The organism is Planococcus sp. TJ-302 (assembly GCF_058268455.1).
This window is the reverse complement of the sequence record NZ_JBZDOI010000001.1, coordinates 1,910,663-1,929,903: the sequence shown is the minus strand read 5'-3', so window position 1 is coordinate 1,929,903 and position 19,241 is coordinate 1,910,663. Positions and strand designations below refer to the sequence as shown.

General features: G+C 48.5%; 21 protein-coding genes. 13 read left to right on the top strand and 8 right to left on the bottom strand.

The window, feature by feature from the left end:
• Positions 1-196 precede the first annotated feature (196 nt).
• The 3 genes from AC4EHB_RS09415 (at position 197) to AC4EHB_RS09405 (ending at position 3,385) form a co-directional block, all read left to right on the top strand.
• Positions 197-1,147, top strand: coding sequence for a ribose-phosphate diphosphokinase (locus AC4EHB_RS09415; RefSeq protein WP_490981274.1), 951 nt, complete (start codon positions 197-199; stop codon positions 1,145-1,147).
• 434 nt (positions 1,148-1,581) lie between these two features.
• Complete coding sequence (locus AC4EHB_RS09410; protein ID WP_490981273.1) at positions 1,582-2,439, top strand: neutral zinc metallopeptidase; 858 nt, start codon at positions 1,582-1,584, stop codon at positions 2,437-2,439.
• A gap of 496 nt (positions 2,440-2,935) precedes the next feature.
• On the top strand, positions 2,936-3,385 hold the full coding sequence (locus AC4EHB_RS09405; RefSeq protein WP_490981272.1) for a DUF4357 domain-containing protein: 450 nt from the start codon (positions 2,936-2,938) through the stop codon (positions 3,383-3,385).
• A 245-nt stretch (positions 3,386-3,630) separates the two neighbouring features.
• Here AC4EHB_RS09405 and AC4EHB_RS09400 read toward each other — a convergent pair whose 3' ends face one another.
• A complete protein-coding gene (locus AC4EHB_RS09400) occupies positions 3,631-4,215 on the bottom strand; it encodes a TetR/AcrR family transcriptional regulator (RefSeq protein ID WP_490981271.1) in 585 nt (194 codons plus the stop codon).
• Positions 4,216-4,359: 144 nt separating this feature from the next.
• Here AC4EHB_RS09400 and AC4EHB_RS09395 point away from each other — a divergent pair, with 144 nt between their 5' ends.
• The gene (locus tag AC4EHB_RS09395; RefSeq protein WP_490975301.1) at positions 4,360-5,094 is read left to right on the top strand and encodes a glucose 1-dehydrogenase; all 735 of its coding nucleotides are present in this window, start codon (positions 4,360-4,362) and stop codon (positions 5,092-5,094) included.
• A gap of 142 nt (positions 5,095-5,236) precedes the next feature.
• Here AC4EHB_RS09395 and AC4EHB_RS09390 read toward each other — a convergent pair whose 3' ends face one another.
• The 3 genes from AC4EHB_RS09390 to AC4EHB_RS09380 all read right to left on the bottom strand — a co-directional run bounded on the left by AC4EHB_RS09390 (position 5,237) and on the right by AC4EHB_RS09380 (position 7,071).
• Positions 5,237-5,641: a hypothetical protein gene (locus tag AC4EHB_RS09390; protein ID WP_490981270.1), complete on the bottom strand. Its 405-nt coding sequence runs from the start codon at positions 5,639-5,641 to the stop codon at positions 5,237-5,239.
• On the bottom strand, positions 5,638-6,000 hold the full coding sequence (locus AC4EHB_RS09385; protein WP_490981269.1) for a hypothetical protein: 363 nt from the start codon (positions 5,998-6,000) through the stop codon (positions 5,638-5,640). Before AC4EHB_RS09385 ends, AC4EHB_RS09390 begins: the two co-directional genes overlap by 4 nt.
• Before the next feature lie 216 nt (positions 6,001-6,216).
• Positions 6,217-7,071, bottom strand: a complete 855-nt coding sequence (locus AC4EHB_RS09380) for a metallophosphoesterase family protein (RefSeq protein WP_490981268.1) — start codon at positions 7,069-7,071, stop codon at positions 6,217-6,219.
• A 183-nt stretch (positions 7,072-7,254) separates the two neighbouring features.
• Here AC4EHB_RS09380 and AC4EHB_RS09375 point away from each other — a divergent pair, with 183 nt between their 5' ends.
• The 6 genes from AC4EHB_RS09375 to AC4EHB_RS09350 all read left to right on the top strand — a co-directional run bounded on the left by AC4EHB_RS09375 (position 7,255) and on the right by AC4EHB_RS09350 (position 10,277).
• The gene (locus AC4EHB_RS09375) at positions 7,255-7,614 is read left to right on the top strand and encodes a DUF4181 domain-containing protein (RefSeq protein ID WP_490981267.1); all 360 of its coding nucleotides are present in this window, start codon (positions 7,255-7,257) and stop codon (positions 7,612-7,614) included.
• A 99-nt stretch (positions 7,615-7,713) separates the two neighbouring features.
• Positions 7,714-8,085, top strand: a complete 372-nt coding sequence (locus tag AC4EHB_RS09370) for a hypothetical protein (RefSeq protein WP_490981266.1) — start codon at positions 7,714-7,716, stop codon at positions 8,083-8,085.
• Positions 8,086-8,188: 103 nt separating this feature from the next.
• Positions 8,189-8,551 carry a hypothetical protein gene (locus AC4EHB_RS09365; RefSeq protein WP_490981265.1) on the top strand — a complete coding sequence of 121 codons (363 nt, stop codon included), beginning with the start codon at positions 8,189-8,191 and terminating at the stop codon, positions 8,549-8,551.
• 36 nt (positions 8,552-8,587) lie between these two features.
• A complete protein-coding gene (locus AC4EHB_RS09360; RefSeq protein ID WP_490981264.1) occupies positions 8,588-8,962 on the top strand; it encodes a DUF4181 domain-containing protein in 375 nt (124 codons plus the stop codon).
• Positions 8,963-9,043: 81 nt separating this feature from the next.
• The gene (locus AC4EHB_RS09355; protein ID WP_490981263.1) at positions 9,044-9,721 is read left to right on the top strand and encodes a protein kinase family protein; all 678 of its coding nucleotides are present in this window, start codon (positions 9,044-9,046) and stop codon (positions 9,719-9,721) included.
• A 136-nt stretch (positions 9,722-9,857) separates the two neighbouring features.
• A complete protein-coding gene (locus AC4EHB_RS09350) occupies positions 9,858-10,277 on the top strand; it encodes a YybH family protein (protein WP_490981262.1) in 420 nt (139 codons plus the stop codon).
• Between the two features lie 70 nt (positions 10,278-10,347).
• Here AC4EHB_RS09350 and AC4EHB_RS09345 read toward each other — a convergent pair whose 3' ends face one another.
• The gene (locus AC4EHB_RS09345; RefSeq protein WP_490981261.1) at positions 10,348-10,971 is read right to left on the bottom strand and encodes a hypothetical protein; all 624 of its coding nucleotides are present in this window, start codon (positions 10,969-10,971) and stop codon (positions 10,348-10,350) included.
• Between the two features lie 150 nt (positions 10,972-11,121).
• On the opposite strand from AC4EHB_RS09345, the gene AC4EHB_RS09340 reads away from it, so the two are divergent.
• Positions 11,122-11,511 (top strand): RDD family protein, encoded by a 390-nt coding sequence (locus tag AC4EHB_RS09340; protein ID WP_490975292.1) that lies wholly within the window; start codon positions 11,122-11,124, stop codon positions 11,509-11,511.
• 18 nt (positions 11,512-11,529) lie between these two features.
• Entirely contained in the window at positions 11,530-12,249 is a 720-nt protein-coding gene (locus tag AC4EHB_RS09335; RefSeq protein ID WP_490981260.1) for a class I SAM-dependent methyltransferase, read from the top strand.
• Between the two features lie 127 nt (positions 12,250-12,376).
• Here the strand turns inward: AC4EHB_RS09335 and AC4EHB_RS09330 are convergent, their stop codons facing one another.
• Positions 12,377-14,485, bottom strand: a complete 2,109-nt coding sequence (locus AC4EHB_RS09330; protein ID WP_490981259.1) for a sensor domain-containing protein — start codon at positions 14,483-14,485, stop codon at positions 12,377-12,379.
• Between the two features lie 327 nt (positions 14,486-14,812).
• Positions 14,813-17,167, bottom strand: a complete 2,355-nt coding sequence (locus tag AC4EHB_RS09325) for a putative bifunctional diguanylate cyclase/phosphodiesterase (RefSeq protein ID WP_490981258.1) — start codon at positions 17,165-17,167, stop codon at positions 14,813-14,815.
• Between the two features lie 297 nt (positions 17,168-17,464).
• Between AC4EHB_RS09325 and AC4EHB_RS09320 the strand changes: the two genes are divergently transcribed.
• Positions 17,465-18,523: an LLM class flavin-dependent oxidoreductase gene (locus AC4EHB_RS09320; RefSeq protein WP_490975647.1), complete on the top strand. Its 1,059-nt coding sequence runs from the start codon at positions 17,465-17,467 to the stop codon at positions 18,521-18,523.
• A 52-nt stretch (positions 18,524-18,575) separates the two neighbouring features.
• On the opposite strand, the gene AC4EHB_RS09315 is transcribed toward AC4EHB_RS09320, so the two are convergent.
• The gene (locus tag AC4EHB_RS09315; RefSeq protein WP_490981510.1) at positions 18,576-19,238 is read right to left on the bottom strand and encodes a sulfite oxidase-like oxidoreductase; all 663 of its coding nucleotides are present in this window, start codon (positions 19,236-19,238) and stop codon (positions 18,576-18,578) included.
• Between the last annotated feature and the right edge of the window lie 3 nt (positions 19,239-19,241).

Genomic DNA, 19,241 nt, shown 5'->3' with positions numbered 1-19,241 from the left:
TCTAGATGAAAGTGGTGAAGAAGGCAGGCTCCGCAGGATGATGGAAAATAAGGGCCTCTTAGGAGTTGGCTAAAGCGCCATCAAACGGGTATTATAAAATTAACAGCTGCAGGTCGCATGCCAGTTGCTAAGCTCTATAATAACGAGTCGGCTATCAGGTTTTATAAAATAAATCTTTGCGGAAGGGGACTGTAAGGTGCCATACCAATTAAGAAAAAACTTTAAATTGTTCTCTTTGAATTCAAATCCCGAATTAACCAAGGAAATTGCAGATTTGCTCGGCTGCGAACTTGGCAAAAGCTCCATCACACGTTTCAGTGACGGGGAAGTCCAGATCCACTTGGAAGAAAGTGTACGAGGAGCGGAAGTTTACCTCGTGCAATCGACATCCCAGCCAAGCAATGAGCATGTCATGGAATTGTTGATCATGATCGATGCGTTAAAGCGGGCATCCGCGGAAACGATTAATGTGGTCATCCCTTATTACGGTTATGCACGCCAGGACCGGAAAGCGAGTTCGCGTGAGCCGATCACGGCAAAACTGGTCGCCAATATGCTGGAAACTGCTGGAGCGACCCGTATCATTACGATGGATCTCCATGCTCCGCAGCTCCAGGGCTTTTTCGATATGCCGGTGGACCAGCTATTGGGTGAAACGATTTTAGCGGCGCATTTCCTGGAAAAAGGATTAAAAGATGTTATCGTTGTCGCGCCGGATAACGGTGGATTGGGAAGAGCCCGTAAACTGGCAAGCGATTTGGACGTCCCGATTGGTTTTATCGACAAGCGCCGGATGAATCCGGGCGAGCCCGAAACGGTCAACATCGTCGGGGACATCCAAGGCAAAAACGTCATCATCATCGTCGATATCATCGATACGGCATCCACGATCGCTTTGGCTGCCAATGTTCTCGTTGAAAGAGGCGCGAAAGCCGTCTATGCCTGCTGCACGCATGCCGTTCTTTCAGGCCAGGCGGTTCAACGGATCGAAGAGTCGGCCATCACGGAACTGGTTGTCACCAATACCATCCGCATCCCTGAAGAGAAACGCATTCCGAAACTTACGATTCTTTCCGTGGCGCCTTTATTGGCGGAAGCGATTGAGCATGTCCACAACGAAAAACCGGTAACTCCTTTATTTGAGTAATTCCAGAGAGTTGCCGTTTGTATGATAGAAAATGATCAAAGAAAAAGAACTCGCTTTAAAAATGATATAGCAGACAAAGGAAATGAGCTCACAGAGTTGTGAGCTCATTTTTCTTTGTCTTTTATTTAGCATCGTTGCACTTTCTAGGCCATCAACCGCATTTCTTTTACCGGGTATACTCGAAGATGAAAGTGCAAAGTTTCTCTGAAGTATATAAGAGGGCTGAATAGTATCGTTGAAAATGATATATTATCTGAAAAATCAGATAAATATGATATACTGGAAAGAAAATGGGTTTTCTCTACATAGAAGCTATATGTCTGAGGTAACAAGAAAGAGTGCATGGCGTTTCATTAAAATCCGGGCGGCACGCGATGGAGGTGAAAACTTGTAGATGAACGGAGTAAGACCAGTTATAGAAAGGAGCAGTTAACGTGACTAAACTGCATGGCAACATCCTTTTAGCTGTATTGTTGGTTTTATTGCTGGGGGCATGCGGGCCGGAACAGAAAACCTCCACTGCCGAACCTGCCGAAAAACAAGCGGTTGAGGAAAGCGGAGAGCTTAACATGATCGAACTGCCAAAAGCGCGGAGTGCCGAACCTGGAGAAACAGTGGACTACGGTTTTACGGCAGATAAAAGCAGTGGGGCAATGACCAGTTTTCTAGAACTGGCGCTCAATGATGTCCATAACTTTTGGGCGGAGCTGATGGTTCAGGGAGGCCACGATATGCCGTTTGTCGATTACATTCTGCCGTATGCAGGTGATACGGAGGCAACCAATTGCACTTCTACGGGCTCTACAGGTCCGGACGACGCCTTCTATTGTGCTGAGGAAGATTTAATTGTTTTTGCGAATGAACGGGCTATGAATATATGGGAAAGTGAAGTGGCATCGAACGAGAATCCGGAAGCCGGCGCTGCCGCCGGGAATTTTGCGGTAGCGGCTGCCTTGGCCCATATATACGCGCATTCGCTTCAAGGTGAATGGGGGTGGCTGCCCGCTCAAGCGGATCAGGAAAGGCTCGTACCCGTTGAAAGAACGGAACTCAATGCGGAATGCCTGACAGGAGTGTGGGCGCAATCTGCGTATGCCGGTGACATGTTGGAAGCCGGTGCTGTTGAAAGCGCGATGGAAACCTTATCCGGTGCTATACAACATGATTTGTCCGAGGACAAAGATCATGGCATGCCAGCCGAGCGCACGGCCGCTTTCATGACCGGATTCGAAAGCAGAATGGCCAATAGCTGTGATTCGTATCTTCAAAGCGGCGATGCACCGGAACAATGAAGAAAAGATTGAGGTCCTTAATTCTTCTGAGGCAGTTTGAGGTTCCTTTTTTATCATTTTGCAGCTGTCTTTAAAATAATGCATTCTCAAAATCATAATGAAAACCAGAATGCATCAGAAAAGAGGCAGACAAACAAAGAAAATGAGCCCACAGGATTGTGAGCTCATTTTTCTTGGGTGGTTATTTGTTATTTCTGCACTTTCATGTCTACAAATCCGCCATCGACCAGCGCTATCTATTACCTGCGGAATTTTTCTGGTGACATCCTGTCGCTAAGTTCGTCAACGCAGCCCAAGGCATGTCTTCTTGGGAAGGCGCCATGGACTAACAGCCTGCTCGAAGAATGAATTGAAAGGGATGTCTCTTCCGTTTATTGCGGAAGAGACGTTTTTTATTTGCATGAAAAGGGGCTGTTTGCGTTGTTTTCCTCTATATAGAAAGTGACTGCATGGGCGATTCCACCCTGCGGCATGGATAAGAGGAGGGGGAGGGAAAATGGCTCAGGAATACGTAATCCGGAAAGTGGCGCATGAAATTTATGGGGAGGTGTATCAGTTTTTGGCGGTCGATGCGGAGGCCGGGACGCAGGAGGCGGTGGATCCCTATGAATCGGGTTTGCTGCAGCGGGTGGTGCCGTTAGAACCAGCGCCGGAACTGCTGTATATCACGTCAAAACGCGGTACGGAAGCGGAGGGCTTTTATAAGGGGGAGCATTTTGTCGTCAAGTTGGGGTCGAAGTTCGCGGCCTCGACTTCACCGAAATGCCCGAAGAAATACGTGCGCTTGCGAGAAGAGCTGCTGCTCAGCAAGTTGCTCATTCCGCTGCATGGCCGGCTGCTGGTGATGGAAGACATCGAGTTCGACAGTCCAATGTCGGCGATGGGCGCGGCGATCGGCGGCTGGGTAAGAGGCGCTCATGACTGGAAAAAGCTCAGGAAAAAGTGAAGAGCAAGAAGAGAGAATCGGTTTTTCAGCCGAAACCTGTGGAAAAGCCTGCACTTATTTTCGGACATGAGTTATCTACTTGTGGATAAGGGGGCGAAGTATCCCGTAACGGGAAAGTTATCCCCGGTTCTGGCTGGATCTATCCACATATGCAAGAATCCGTTAGTAAGTAGACCGCAGCTCCATTGTCAGAACAACTGACGATGGGGCTGCGGATTTTTTTATGCGTAAATACGCTGGCGCGTTTAGTCCTCTACGACAACCGCGCCTGCATACATCCTGCCATGCAACTCGGCCAGTTTTTCTGCCATGGCGTAGGGGGATTCCTTAAAATCCTCTTTGACCCAGTGGATGAAAAAGCCAAGGCTGCCGTAAACCATGAAGTAATTGAGGGCCCGGATTGCCACGGTGCTCGCTTCCTCCAGCCGCAATTCGTTGGCGGAGATTTCGACCAGGCTTTCGCAAAAATGGTTTTGCGACCCCGGCAGCGTTTCCCCCCGGATGATAAGAGCAGAGAGAAACTGATTCTCGTAAAGGAATTCAAAAATGGGAAGATGGCGTTCGACATCGGTGGAGGAGAAGCGCTCCTTGTTTTCAAAGCTCTTGCGGAAATAAGCCTGCAGCTCCTGCAGGTAATCACCGGCAATGGCATGGAGCAAGGCGTTCAAATCGGTGAAATGCGCGTAGAACGTCACGCGGTTGCATCCGGCGCGCTGCGTGACTTCGGTGATCGACAGTTCGTGCAGCTCTTTTTCCTGCAGCAGCGCAAGCAATGCCGTCTTCAGTTTTTTCTGTGTGCGTATAATACGGCGGTCTTCGCTAGTTGTCATGTGGGAGCCTCCTGTGGGTCCGAAAAAGAATGGATCTATGAACTTATTATGACATCTCTTCAATTAAGTAGACAAGCATGATATTTATCTGTAAATTTACAGATGTAGTTTATTTGTTCTTGAGAATCTGAGGAGGAATTAACCATGGCACGTTTAGAAGGAAAAATCGCTATCATTACCGGAGCGGCGCAAGGCATGGGAGCCGCACATGCGAAAAAGTTTATCGAAGAAGGCGCAAAGGTCGTTTTGACCGATTTGAATGAAGAAAAAGGCAAGGCGTTTGCGGCGGAGCTTGGCGAAAGAGCCTCGTTCATCAAGCATAACGTTACAAGCGCGGCCGACTGGGAAACTGTCGTGTCACAAGCCGAAAGAGCGTTCGGCCCGGTGGATGTGCTTGTCAACAACGCCGGCATTACGATGGCCAAATCGATCTTGCAAATGACGGAAGAAGAGTATCGCCGAATTGTCGACATCAATCAGGTATCCGTATTCTTGGGCATGAAAGCGGTCATTCCCTCCATGCAGAAAGCCGGCGGCGGATCGATCGTCAACATCTCGTCGATGAACGGGCTTGTGGCTGGCGCAATCGGTTATACCGATACGAAATTCGCAGTGCGGGGCATGACCAAAGCGGCTGCGATGGAATGCGCAAACTACGGCATCCGCGTGAATTCCGTGCACCCGGGCGTTATTGCGACTCCAATGGTGGTACAGGAAGACACGAAAGCGGCAGTGGAGGCGTTTGCGAAACACATCCCGCTGAAACGCGTCGCCCAATCGGAGGAAGTGTCGAACATGGTGTTGTTCCTGGCGTCGGACGAAGCCAGCTACTCGACCGGTTCTGAATTTGTGGTGGACGGCGGCATGACGGCGCAGTAACCAATATGACATAGGAATTATATAGAACAACCCCGCCGATCAAATCGATCGGCGGGGTTGTTCTGGTATTTGCATAAAAGACGAATGGACTTGAAAAGAGTTGAAGAAATAAACAATTTGAAATTAGGCTGAAAAGAAATTTTTAGTTGTCCAGTATTTCAAGAAACTCAGTCCGGTGGCTCTTCTTAGCGACTCGTAATACGGAATTTTCAGCCGGCCAAACTAAAAAAACGTTCAGCCCTGGATGATTCCAAGCAAGAAAACCGTCAGACATGCCATTCTCATAATAAACCGTAATCTTGTAATCCTCGCGTCTGCTCATGTCGTAATGAACATTGGTTTCACGGTTCGCCCGGTTAAGCATCTTCGTAACTTTCTTGACCGTGGCCTCGTCGGTGATGATTTTTGCTTCGCCATATTCATCGGTGCTGCTGTCAAAGGCCTGCACTTTGATGTTTTCGATATTGGAAAACCCATTCGACAGATAGGCATACCCGCCAAGCAATAAAACCGCTATGCCGATCATTGCCAACACCCATTTTTTCATGAACGTATCTCCTTTTTCCTCAAAATTGGCTTTGAAAAGCTTCTTATCAGTAATTGTCCTAGAAGGAAAACAACTGCTGTAAATATGACTGCGCCATCTCTGCCTACTGGCTTAAACCAACCGTCATCAGGGATGAAATACATAGCCAAAATTAATGAAAAGGAGCCGGCAATAACGTTAACCAAAATAATGTAAGCAATTTTAATGCATCTGGACAAAATTCCTGTTGCCACAATAAACAGCACAGAACCGATAAATAAAAAAGAAGCATCTTCACCCTGGACATGTTGCCCAAATTCGTAAAAATGAAAGAAGAAAGCTGCAGGCAGCAGAGACAGGATCAGCCATAAAATTTTCATAAAAACCTCCGTTGAATGGAACAGTAATTTAAGTAGGAGTTTAATCGTTCAACAAGTTTTATTAAACTTTAACATAAATATCCAATTAAAGGATGTTTATGTTTTGTGGATAAATATTTTATTTTAAGTGATTGATTGCGTATCCTATTAATACTCAGCAGCACACATAAAAAATCCGCTCTTCGATTTTTCGAAGAGCGGATAAATATTTTATTTCTATAGGTTCTTGCCGCTTGTGGATACCTGTTTCAAGAGCGGAATCACGTGATTCGTGCCTGCTGTTTCCACGGCCGATTCGCGCTTCAGCTCGAAATGGCTGATCGCGTTGCCGATGGTTTCGGCGCGTTTATTGAGCTCCGGGTCGTGCAAATCGATAAAGTCGATGGTCATCGAATCCTCCGAGATTTCGATGAGGCGCACGGCTTGTTCATCGAGCACGGCGGCGAGCTGCAGGAAATGCCATTGCTCACGCGCGGCGGTGGAGTTGACGTGGTTATGGCCGTTGACGTAGAGTCCGCTGCCGGCTTTTTTGCTCAGGATGTCCCAGACGGGGATATTTGGTGGGATGCTACGTTTGTCGCGCGTGGAATTGGCCGTGGTGCCGTGGACAGGATGGTGGCCAAAGACGATGAGCGGCTTGTCGCTTGTATTGGCGACGGTGGTTTCGAGCCACTCGAGCTGCTCGGCATCGAGTGTACCGCCCCAGTCGGTGAAATCCTGTTCTCTTGCCGTGTCGAGGAATGCCAAGGCAGCGGTGTCGGTTTCAATGAGCTGGAAGCGCGGCTGTCCGGTCGCAGCCAAAACTTCGCGGCGTGTCATGGCATAGGCGTCGTGGTTGCCAAGGACCTGGACGAACGGTTTTTGGTGGCCGCTGATGATGGCGTAGACTTCCTCGAACTCATGGCGCCAGCCGAAATTCGTCAAGTCACCAATGGATACGTACAGATCGGCCGGTATCGAAAAGAATTGTTCCAGGAAACGCGCGTAAAACACATCACGGTCTTCTGCGATGTGGGCAGAGCCCTCTTCAAGCGCTGGATAATGCAAATCTCCCATGACGGCAATCCTCATATTCGTCTCCATCCCCTCTCAGTAGTTTCTGTATTCAGTATGGCAGGTGATTGCTGAGGGGCTGTAAAGGGAGCGTAAATGTTTGTAAAGTTTATGTGTCAGAATATTCCGGAATTAATGGAACTATTCTCCAAGTGTTCCGTATAATAGAGAAGAAGTGATAAAAGGAATTGGGTGAGCGGAATGGGGATTTTCAGTTTTTTGTTCATATTAGCAGGGATTATCGGGGTGGCTGTTATCTTTGATCGATTGATCAAAAAATGGTTTGCGGTTGATGAAGAAGTGCTCGAAAGTGCGCCTGCAAAGAAAATAGAAAGCTGGACAAGATGGACAACGGTGATCGCCCTTCTCGGTCTTTTCCCGCTCGTGGATCAAGACTTCGATGCTTATATTTTTTGGCTTCTAATTGTTCTTACTGCTATTACAGCAGTCGAAGTGTTTTTTGAATGGAAGCTATTGAAAGGTTCTAGAAAATACCAAATGACGATTGTTTCCTATGTTTTTGGGATGCTGCTGATTGTCACCATGTTGAGTTTACGGTGAAAGTCAGTCTGAGAATCGGATTTTCTTCAAAGTTTGCTGAATAAGAAAATAGAAAAATAGGCTTAATCGTTGGTGAGTATTCGGGGGAGGGGGAGCGGCATGGAAATTGGGCTTTTCAGCGGTTTGTTATGGATAATCGGAACTGCGGTTGTCTTTATGCTTTTGGACAGACTGAACAATAGATGGTTTGCGATTGATGAAAAGGTGCTTCAAAGTGAGGATGCTAAAAAAATAACCCGCTGGAGCAGCTTTGCTATGGCCATTGCCTTGCTTGTTTTCCTTTTTTTCCGGAGACAGCTGCAAGGCGAATATGACTATATTCTTGAGCTTGCTGCAGTTGTAACGGTGATTTTTGTTACACAAAGTTATTTTGAATGGAAGCTATTGAAGGGATCGAAAAAATATCAAATGACGCTTGTGACTTTGGGGCTTGTGTATTTTGTGATTTTTTCCGTAATCGTTTTCATTTGAGGAATTCAGTGACATAGATCTATTTTTAGTTGCGGTGTAATAAGAGAGAAGGCACAATAATACATTTAATGGCTAATTGACAATCAGGGGGAGACGCAGTGGAATGGGGTTTTTAAGTTATTTTTTATGGTTCAATGCAGCCATGTTTGTACTATTTATTTTAGAAGGCTTGAATCGAAAATGGTTTGCGATTGATGAAAGAGTGTTGGAAAGTGCGCCTGCAAAAAAGATCAATCTTTGGAGCAACAGGGCATTGTCTTTCGTATTGTTGCCCATTCTTCTGATTATGCTGCTGCAGGGCGCAGGAGCCTACGTTTTTTGGTTCGCAGCATTCTTCACAATGCTGATGGGTGTGAAAGTGAATTTTGAATGGAAACTTTTGAAAGGGTCTAAAAAATACCAAATGACTCTAGTAACGTATGGGTTATCGATGGTTTTTCTTTTTGTCGTGATGGGTTTTAGTTAAGAGGTGACTACATAAGAGACAAGGAGGGGAATTGGCATGGAGTTTGCATCATTTTTAATTATTTTAGCTGTATGTCTCGCTTTTATATTCGCACTTGAATTTGTTTTAAAAAAATGGCTGAAGATCGAAAAAGTGAAGATATCTGAAACCGAAGGAAAAAACATCAACCGCTGGGGAAGAGGCATCATCTTAGTGGTGGCGCTTGTAATGCTGCCGTTCGTAATCAGCGCAAGCTTCGAGCAAATGCTGTGGTTTTGGATCATCTATTATAGCGTATTAAGTTTGTTCGACGCGTTTCTGCAATGGAAATACGCCAGAGAATCAAAAGAATACATAATGACGCTGATCTTTTGGCCAGTCGTGATGGCTTCTTTAATCCTCTTCGCTTTTATGGCGGCGGATAGGATCTGAGTGATGCCAGAAACTGCCAAGTGCAAGACGCTGTCGGTTCTATCCGTTGTTCATTTATAATGGCGGAAAGGGGGACTCGGCATGGAACAGAAATGGCTAGGAACGGCGCAAGCACTTGACCGCATCACGGTGACGACAAATCCCAATAACGAGCCGGTCACAATCGAAGGGGCGGTGGATGGATTCAGCTGCATCGGCGTCGGCACGGATGCCGCAGTGTTCCAGTCGCTGACGGTTCCGGGCTATGCGTTCAAAATCTACGCAGAAGGCAAGAAAGACAAGCTCGAAGCGGAAGCGGAAGTTTACAGCACGCTCGGCTCGTCGCCGTATTTTTCTGAATGCTACGGCGCAACGGATCGCCTGCTGGTGCTGAAGTTCGAGGAAGGGCTGACGCTGTTCGATTGCCTGCTGCAGGGCGTTCGCGTCCCGGAACAGGTGATCAAGGATGTCGAAAGCGCAAGGGCGTACGTAAGGGAAAAAGGGCTGAACCCGCGGGACATCCACTTGAAGAATATCCTTTTGCAGAACGGCCGCGCCAAGCTGCTCGATGTCTCGGAATACATCAAGCCCGGCAACGATTTCCGCTGGGAGCATCTTTCCAGGGCCTACCGCGAGTATTACCGGCTCATCGACGGAACCCCGATGCCGTTCTGGCTGCTTGATACGATTCGAAAATGGTACAACCAGTGGACCAAAATCGCGCCGTCGTTCGACGAGTTTATGCGCATCGTCTCGAAGCAAGTCAATTACCGGAAATAAAAGCGTCAATAGGAACGGATCCTGCCACTTAGGCAAGGTCCGTTTTTTGCGTTGGTGAGCAAAAAGGCAGCATGCAGGAAGTTTAGCGTCTTTTGGCGAACAATACTCAATAGCAATTTAAAAAAGGAGGCATTCCATGTTTGCAGAAGTTAGTGACGTGTTCAAAAATTACGCGGATGCGGTGTTTGAAAAAGATGTCGAGAAATTTCTTGCCGGCTATGCGCCGGATGTCCATCTCTACGATTGCTGGAACAGCTGGGAATACAACGGTGTTGAAGAATGGAAGGCTGCCGTAACGGAATGGTTCAGCGGTCTGGAAGAAGGCGTATTGCTGCGAACGGAATTGTTTGATGAATCCCGCAAAGAAAACGCAGAACTTGCACACGTGCAGGGCAGCATAAGTTTTGCTGCAGTGGACGGGGAAGGCCAGGAACTGCGGAAGATGGTCAACCGCTTTACGTTCATGCTGGAAAAAGTCGATGGTTCTTGGCGCATCATCCACGAACATTCATCGCTGCCGATCAGCACAGAAGACAGCAAAGCGATTTTTGGATGAACGCAAGTCTAGTTTTCGGAAAGAACAGAAAAACGCCTTTGGTCCGTGGAAATTCGGCCCAAGGCGTTTTTCATTGAAAGTTCTCTCGGCTTTCATCCGGATGAAGCAGCTGCCGGTTGCCAAACAGCACCAATACCGGGCCAAGGATCGGAATCCAGGCTAACGCTTTATTATGCGCGTCCGGATAAAAACGGTAGACAGTATAGACCGACAGCCCCCATAGCACAAACCAGTCCACGCTCATGACGGATACCAGGCTGGAGGCGAAAAAGGCTTCGCGGTAAGCTGCCAGTGAGAAGCCCTGAAGCAGCGTAAGAAGATTGCCCGCCCAAAGCAAAATCAATGCGCCGAGCCAGATGCGCGAAGACAAAAAACGCACGAGCCATTTAGGTGTCCGCAGCTTTTTTTGCGGTGGCTTTGCGCCGAATGCAAAATACGGCAGCAAGGCGAAAGCGCCGATAACGAATGATGCTATCGCTGCCGGCCATGCGGGCCGGCGCTGGCGGTCATTGAGCAGGAGCAGCGTCAAAAAAACTGCCGGAAACAGTCCCAGGGAATTGAACACCGCGAGGACGAGCGGATCAATATCCGCCAATTGCCCGCTGAAGATTTGGGACAGCACCGGGTCGCTGTCGCCGCCAGGGGCAAGGAATACGGCATAGCCGATCAACGCTAGCCAAATGGCAAAGAACATCACGGTCATCACCTCTTTTTAATTTCATCATACAGGACCAGGCCAAAAGCCGCTATGTGGGGCAGGAAATGAGAAAATACCGCAAAGACCTAGGAATTCAAAGGGACGTTGTCGAACTAGTGGATAACGCAAAACAGAGGAGGAAGAAAAATGAACCATTTAACGAAGAAAAGACTGAAAGCGATGCTGATTGACATGGCTGTATCATCTGCGGTGTCTGCTGCATTAGAGCCGCTGGTGAAAACGAAAGTGAAAAGCGGTTTTGTCCCTAACGTCATCATGCCATCCGTTGTGTTATGGAGCTTGGAAGCGGCGGAAATCGGCCTTGCTGGGCAGACGCTCGGCCAGAAAGCGATGGGCATCAAGATTGTCACAACAGGCGGCGCCAAACCGACAACGGGGCAGTTGTTGAAACGTGCGATGCACCGGGATTCGCTCAGCAGCATCAGGTATTTGAAAGATCGCAAAGGATTCGAAGCAAATGGTGGAGCTGTGTATCCGCATGACCGCTACGCGGGGACGCTCGTCAAAGAACTCTAGGCAAAGGGGAGACGCGCCATGAAACTGTACAAGGAATTGGCTGGTTGGTGGCCGCTCATGTCGCCGCATACAGAATACGAGGAAGAGGCGTCATTGTACCTGGAAATCATCAGGCGCCATCATCCGTCTGTGAAAAAAGCAGTGGAATTCGGCTCGGGAGGCGGCAGCAATGCTTTTTACCTGAAGCGGCATTTCGCTATGACGCTCAGCGATTTGTCCCAAGACATGCTCGCGGTAAGCCGGAAACTGAACCCAGAGCTGCCGCATCTCCAAGGCGATATGCGCACTATCGACGCAGGCACCGGCTACGACCTGGTGTTCATCCACGACGCCATCATGTATTTCACGGAAACAGCGGATCTGCTTGCGGTGATGGAAAACGCTAGAAGGCATCTGCGTGAGGATGGCATTTTGTTCATCATGACTGACCAGTTCACTGAAACGTTTCAGCCCACGACGAACCACGGCGGCACCGACGACGGGTATCGCAGCATGCGCTATTTGGAATGGACATTCGACAGCGATCCACTCGATCATGTGACTGAAACGGAATACCTATACATCCTGAAAGACAGCGGAGATATTACGCGAGAGCATGACAGTGCACGTTCCGGCTTGTTTTCCATGCCAGAATGGCAAACACTGCTTGAGCAGGCAGGTTTTCAGGCAGAATTTGAACGTGTCGCGTATTCGTCCGAACCTGGCAATTATTTTGCGATCGTGGCGAAGCTGATATGAAAGAATCCGTAATTAAAATGATTTAATATCTAAAAGGAAATGTGATAGCGATAAACTGAAAAGCCCGTTTCCTCTCAACAAGGAAGCGGGCTTATTTTGTGTTTGGATGATGAAAAGAGAAAAAAGTTCAGTCTCCTGCGCCGGAATTTTGCCGCGCAAGCGCGAGCTGATGAAGTTCAGCAGGCATCGGGCGGCTGAAGTAATAGCCTTGCCCTTCGTCGCATAGTTCATCCCGCAGGAAGGACAATTGGGCAGCGTCCTCAATGCCTTCAGCGACGACACCCATGTTCAGTTTATGGGCTAGCGAGATAATGGTGGACGTAATCGCCTTGCCGTTCAAATCGTTGCTGATGTCCGCAATAAAGCTGCGGTCGATTTTGACGCGGTCGAACTCGAATTCCCGCAAATACCTGAGAGAGGTATAGCCGGTGCCGAAATCATCGATGGCGATAGATACGCCGAGTGCTTTTAAGTTCTTCAAGCAGCTTTTGATCATCTGGGTGTTTTGCATCAAGATGGTTTCAGTCACTTCGAGCTCGACCCATTTTGCATCGAGGCCGGTCTCTTCTAAGATAGCGGCGACTGTCTGGACAAAGTTCTGCTGCTGCAATTGGATGGTGGAAACGTTGATGCTGATTTTGAAAGGCCCGTATCCGGCTTTTTGCCATGCGTTGTTCTGCACGCAAGCTGTACGGAGGACCCATTCGCCGATGGGAACGATGTGCCCGCTTTCTTCAGAAACCGTGATGAAGCGGTCTGGCGGCACCAGCCCCAGTTCCGGATGGTGCCAGCGGATCAACGCCTCCATAGAGCTGATTTTGCCGGTTTTCAAGTCCATGATCGGCTGATAATGCAAAACAAATTCATCGTTCTGGATGGCAGATTTCAAGCCTTTCTCAACAACAAGTTTAAAGGCGCTTTCTTTATCCAGTTCCGCGGCATAGACGGTGTAATTGTTTTTGCCGCATTTTTTTGTGTAGTACATCGCTGTGTCCGCTTTTTTGAGCAAGCTGTCGACGCTTTCCTCTGTCGCGCTGTTAAAGGCGATTCCGATGCTCGCGGAGACCGACAGGGAATGGCCGGTGACATCAAAAGGTTCAGCTAAGGCTGCATTGAGACGCTGGGCTAATGAAACCGCATCTTCCTCATTGGCATTGGGCATCAGAATGGCGAATTCATCTCCTGCGAACCTTCCGACCGTATCAGTTGACCGGATTTGGTTTTGCAGCCGCTGTGCCGCGATTTTCAGGAATTCATCTCCTACGTGATGTCCCAAAGAATCATTGATGAACTTAAAGCGGTCGACATCCAGAAACAGGACAGCAACCAGATTTTCATTGGTTTTTGATAGGTTCAGCACTTGGTTCAGCCGGTCTTCGAATAATTTCCGGTTGGGCAGCTTGGTCAGCGGATCAAAATAGACCATGTCTTCCATTAGCTTCTGGTGCTCGATTTTTTCGGTGATGTCTTTGGCAATGCCGTACACCCCGGTGATTTCCCCGCGTTGTTTTATCGGAAAGGCAGTGACTTCCAAACTTCTCCGCTGTCCATCTAAGTGCATGACCGCCAGTTCATAACGGGACGAAATGCCTTCTGCCGCCAGCTGGAAATGGCTGAAAGCGATTTGCAGGTCTTCTGGAACGACGATGGGTGCAAATGACATTTCCAGCAACTCATCTGCGCTGTATCCGACCAATTCGGTGCAGCTTGGATTGACGTCGATAAATTTGCCCTCCAGGTCAAATTTAAAAATAGCATCGGGATTGTTATAGAAAAGCGACTCGAAGCGTTCCTGGTTTTCCTGCAGCTGGATTTGAGCGGCCACCTGTTCCGTGACATCAATGATTGTGCCGCATGTCAGCGTCCGGCCGTTCTGGAACATTTTTGAAGCATGCACTTCTACATACTGCAAAGTACCGTCTTTTCTAAGCGACCTCACACGGTAGCGGTCTTCTTTAGCGCTCCCATTGAGCCGTTCATTGACACTGGCTTTGACAATGTGCAAATCTTCGGGGTGAATCAAATCAGATAATGATACTCCGCCGCCCATCATTTCCTCTTCTGTATAGCCGTTGAGATCGCAGAGCTGCTGGTTTACATAGGAGAAAGAAGGACCGTCTAAAATATACATGGCCACCGGTGAGTTCTGGATCATCGCATCAAACATTTCTTTATGATAAGGATCAAACGCAAAAGATTCTTCGCTAGACCTTGTATTGCTGTTCGTCTTTTTCATGAGCATTGCCTCCTGGCGGTAAAAATTTACGGGTAAATAGGAATGGATCTATTCTGTGAGCCGCTTTTGGGATTAGATTCACGGAAACGGGTTGAGACGGATTTGGATGGAAGAAAATTATTTACTATAAATGTAAATAAAAAAAGTGAATTCACTAAAATTTCTTCCTATTTAAAGTTGATTATACGTCAAATGCCCTTGAAACGACAATGTAGAATGCATAAAAAACAGCGCTAAGCGTTTTGATGTACGGACCTAAAGCGAAACGGGGCAATAAAGAAAATCCCCGCCAGAAGGCAATGCCAGCCTGTCGAGGATTTTTTGGAGTTAAACGAATCCGGGTTGAGGCAGGCCGGTTTTCAGCATAAGTGTAAACTGCTCCGCCGACAGCGGCCGGCTGAACAAATAGCCTTGAATTTCATCGCAGTCGAGTTTCTGCAGCGCCGCCAACTGGGAAGCCGTCTCGACGCCTTCTGCAATCACAGACATGTCCATGCTGTGAGCCATGGAAATTATTGTAGCGACAAGCGCTTTGTCAGCGTGGCTATTTTCTATGTCCTGGACAAACGGCTGCGCAATTTTTAAATTTGAGACAGGAAAACGTTTCAGGTACATCAGAGAAGAATAGCCGGTGCCGAAATCATCAATCGCGATGCCAATGCCCAGTTTCTGCAGCACCTCCATTTTAGCAATGGCTGCTTCGGCATCGTAGACTGCGACCCCTTCTGTAATTTCAAGTTCTAAAGAAGAAGCGGGAAAACCGGTTTTTTCCAATGCCGTCCCGACGATATCCAAAAGGCTGTTATCCAGAAATTGCAGAGGCGACAAGTTTACGGCTAATTTCAAATGGCGATGTCCATTGTCATGCCAAAGTTTGGCTTGCCGACAAGCGGTAGTGAGCACCCATTCGCCAATCGGCAAAATCAAGCGCGTTTCTTCTGCAAGCGGGATGAATTCGCCAGGAGAGACGATAGCGCCGTCAGCGGATTGCCAGCGGATTAGTGTTTCCATGCCGGTCACCGCACCGGTCGCCGCATTGACTTGCGGCTGGTAATGGAGAAAGAATTCCTCGTGGAGCAATGCCCTGCGCAGCCCGTTTTCCAGTTGGATCTTGCGGCTCAGCGTAGCATTCATGTCTTCCGAGAAAAACTGGAAATTGTTCCGTCCCTGTTCTTTTGCGTGATACATGGCAATATCGGCGTTTTTCATCAATTCCTCGGTCGTCCGCCCATCTTCGGGAAAGACGGCAACGCCAATGCTCATAGAAATATTCAAGTCTTGCCCATTGACGGTGACGGGCTGTTCGACGACGGCCTGGATGCGGCTGATGAGCGGAACGATGTTTTCTTCTTCAGAAATCTTGTTCAAAATGAGAGTGAATTCATCGCCGCCTTGGCGGGAAACGGTATCTTCTTTACGGAGGACCTCCGTAATTTTTTTGGAAAAGCTTTTCAGTAGCATGTCGCCGAATTCATGCCCATACGTATCGTTAACGTTCTTGAAACGGTCTAAATCGACGAAAACGACGGCTACCTTGTGGGAATGGAGCCGCGCTTCGGCCATGGCAACTGTTAGCTTATCAAGGAAAAGGCGGCGGTTCGGCAATCCGCTTAAAACATCATGGTACGCCATATGCTTCATCTGATGCATCGCTTCGTACAATTGTTCGTTTTTGACGCTGAGCTCGGATGTGCGCTGGCCGATTTTCTGCTCGAGCTTTTCATTTAGCCCATGGTATTGATCGAGCAGTCTCCGGTTTTCGGTGAGCGTTAAAACCTGGCGAGCAATGATCAACAGGATTAAAACTGCAGCACCGGCAATCAAACCGTTCATGCCATTTTTTTGTTCGAAGATCATGACCACAAATAAAATCGCCATGCTCAAATAGGGCAACAGCAGTTCAACGCCAGAACTTATTTTGTCGAGCGGCGGAGCCGGTGAAGATATTACTTGTTCTTCAAGCGCAAACAGGCCGGCAAGTGCCATCAGCAGCAGTGCGAGCGACCATAGCGGATCATAGATGGTCCCGGAAAAGTAGCTGCCGGTTGCTGTTGCGTAAAGGTAAATGCTGTCAGCGGCAATCTGGATTAACAAGCTGGTTGCTATCAAATTCAGAACATTGCGGGAGAAAAGCGGGAAAGAGCCTGTGTAAAAGCTGATCAGGCCGAACAGCAGCATTAGGCTGCCGATGGGATAGCTGGCGGAAACGATAAGCGCTAAAACAGAAGCCGGTCCGATTATGAGGTCACGAATGATGAAATGCCAGCTGAGCGCAGTGAACACGGCCATAATGATGCCCATGTCAAAGATGACTTTTAACGGCTGCAGATTTCTCCGTACCTGCCAAAGATGGTACAAAATCGCGGCCAGATAAAAAGCGACTTGTAGAAAATAGAACAGGTCGGTCCATCCCGGGTATTGTATTTCTTTCCCGAGGACGTTTTCTGTGTAAATCCACAGGCCTTCCGCTATCACGTAGCTTAAGCAGCCGAGAGAAACCAGCAGCCAGAAAACTTTTTCCTTGCCGGAAATCTTTCGGTAAACAGCGAACAAGACGGCAGCTGCAACTAAGGGCGCGAAAGCGGAAACCAAATTGATCGCCAGCAAAGTGGCCGGGTCATTGGCTGTACTGTGCAGCACCAAGTAATAGAAAACGCCGATGTGCAGGACTATGTACAGCATGAAAGCATTTTTGATGGATAAACTGGTAATGGCGTTTCACCTCCTTATTTTTTTGAAATGAAATGGCTAGGAATAAAAAATTGTTTTGAAAGTATATTTTTCCTTATTATAGTTAATTATTCCTTAAAATGGAATAAGTTTATTCGCATTTGGAAAACAAAAGAATGGGTTTTTATTCCTTTATTAAGCCTGAAAAGCCAAGGATAAAAGCGGCAAGCGGATTAGTAACATCTACGCCGGATGGAAGATATACTGATGCTAGGGCATTTAAAGTACATATGGAAGGGACGGATGAAGATGGAGAAATACCGCATTGACCAAAGCAAAGGGATGGAGTTCGGCATTTATACGCTTGGCGACCATTTGCCGGATCCGCACACGGGCAACCGCATTACTGCGGGGCAACGGATCAAGGAAATCATCGAAATGGCAAAGCTCGCGGACCAAGCCGGGCTGGATTTCTTCAGCGTCGGCGAAAGCCATCAGGAATTTTTCGCCACACAAGCGCATACCGTCGTGCTGAGTGCGATTGCGCAAGCAACGAAGAACATCAAGGTGGGAAGTTCATCGACGATCATCAGCACATCCGATCCGGTAAGGGTATACGAGGATTTCTCGACGATCGATTTGATTTCGGACGGACGTGCGGAAATCATTGCGGGACGCGCTTCGCGCATCGGGCTTTTTGAACTGCTCGGCTATAATGTCCATGATTACGAAGAATTGTACGAAGAGAAATTCAATCTTCTGCTGGAGATCAACCGGCAGGAAAAGGTCAATTGGAGCGGAAAATTCCGCGCATCGCTGCGCGACGCCGAGGTCATCCCGCGCCCGCACAATGGGTCATTGCCGATTTGGCGGGCAGTCGGTGGCCATCCGTCGAGCGCCATAAAGGCCGGACAGGCAGGCGTGCCGATGATGCTCGCCACACTTGGCGGGCCGGCTGAAAGTTTCGGGCATTCGATTGATGTTTACCGCGAAGCATTAGCTGAAAACGGCTTCGATCCCGCTGAGTTCCCGGTCGCAACTGCCGGCTTTTTCAACGCGGCCGAAACGACGCAGCAGGCATTCGAAGAAAGTTACCCACATGTGGATAAAGGCATGATGCGCACCAACGGCCGAGGTTTTCCACAGCCTCATTTCATGCAAGGCGCGCATCCCCATCATGTGATGAATATCGGCAGCCCGCAGCAGATCATCGAAAAGATTCTCTACCAGCACGAAGTGTTCGGCCACCAGCGTTATATCGCCCAAATGGATTTCGGTGGCGTACCGTTCGGCCGGATCGAGCGCAACATCGAGCTGATTGCGACCGAAATTTTGCCAGCTGTGAAAAAATTCACCGCCATAAAATAACTACAAAACCTAAAAACGGCTCATCCGCAGGGGATGAGCCGTTTTTTCGCGTTCAATCGAATTCTTTCTTTTCCCATTCATCATCCGGAATCTCCAGGTCTTCTCCTGAAAACCGTTCTTCTTTGAACGGGTCGCCGTTCAGGTGGAAGCCGTTCTGCTCCCAGAATCCAGGATGGTTCTCGTCGACAAACTCGATGCCGCGCACCCATTTGACGCTTTTCCAGAAATACAGATGCGGCACGACAAAGCGCAGCGGATAGCCGTGCTTGGCCGTCAGCGGTTCGTCGTCCAGTGAATGGGCGAGCAGCACATCTTCGCGGTCCAAATCGCTGAGCGCGACATTCGTCGTGTAATCGTAATCGCCGTGGAGCATGACATATTGGCTGTTTGGCGTAACGCCGAGCGCTTTCATCAAGTCCTGAAACTTCACGCCAGTAAAGGAATTATCAAAGCGCGACCAGCGCGTCACGCAATGGATGTCGCGCTGCACCGTCGTTTGCGGGAGCTCCAAAATATCGTTATACGACAGCGTCACTTCCTGCTCGACGCGGCCATAGATTTTCAGTGTCCAGTCGTCCATATTGTATTCGGGCACTTCGCCTTCGTGCAAAACTGGAAAGCGCTCGGTCAGCACTTGCCCGGGCGGCAAGCGGTCAGCGAGTGCCGGATCGGCCACCGGCACGCGGGTCCGTTTGATGCGGTCTGCTTTGTTCAACTT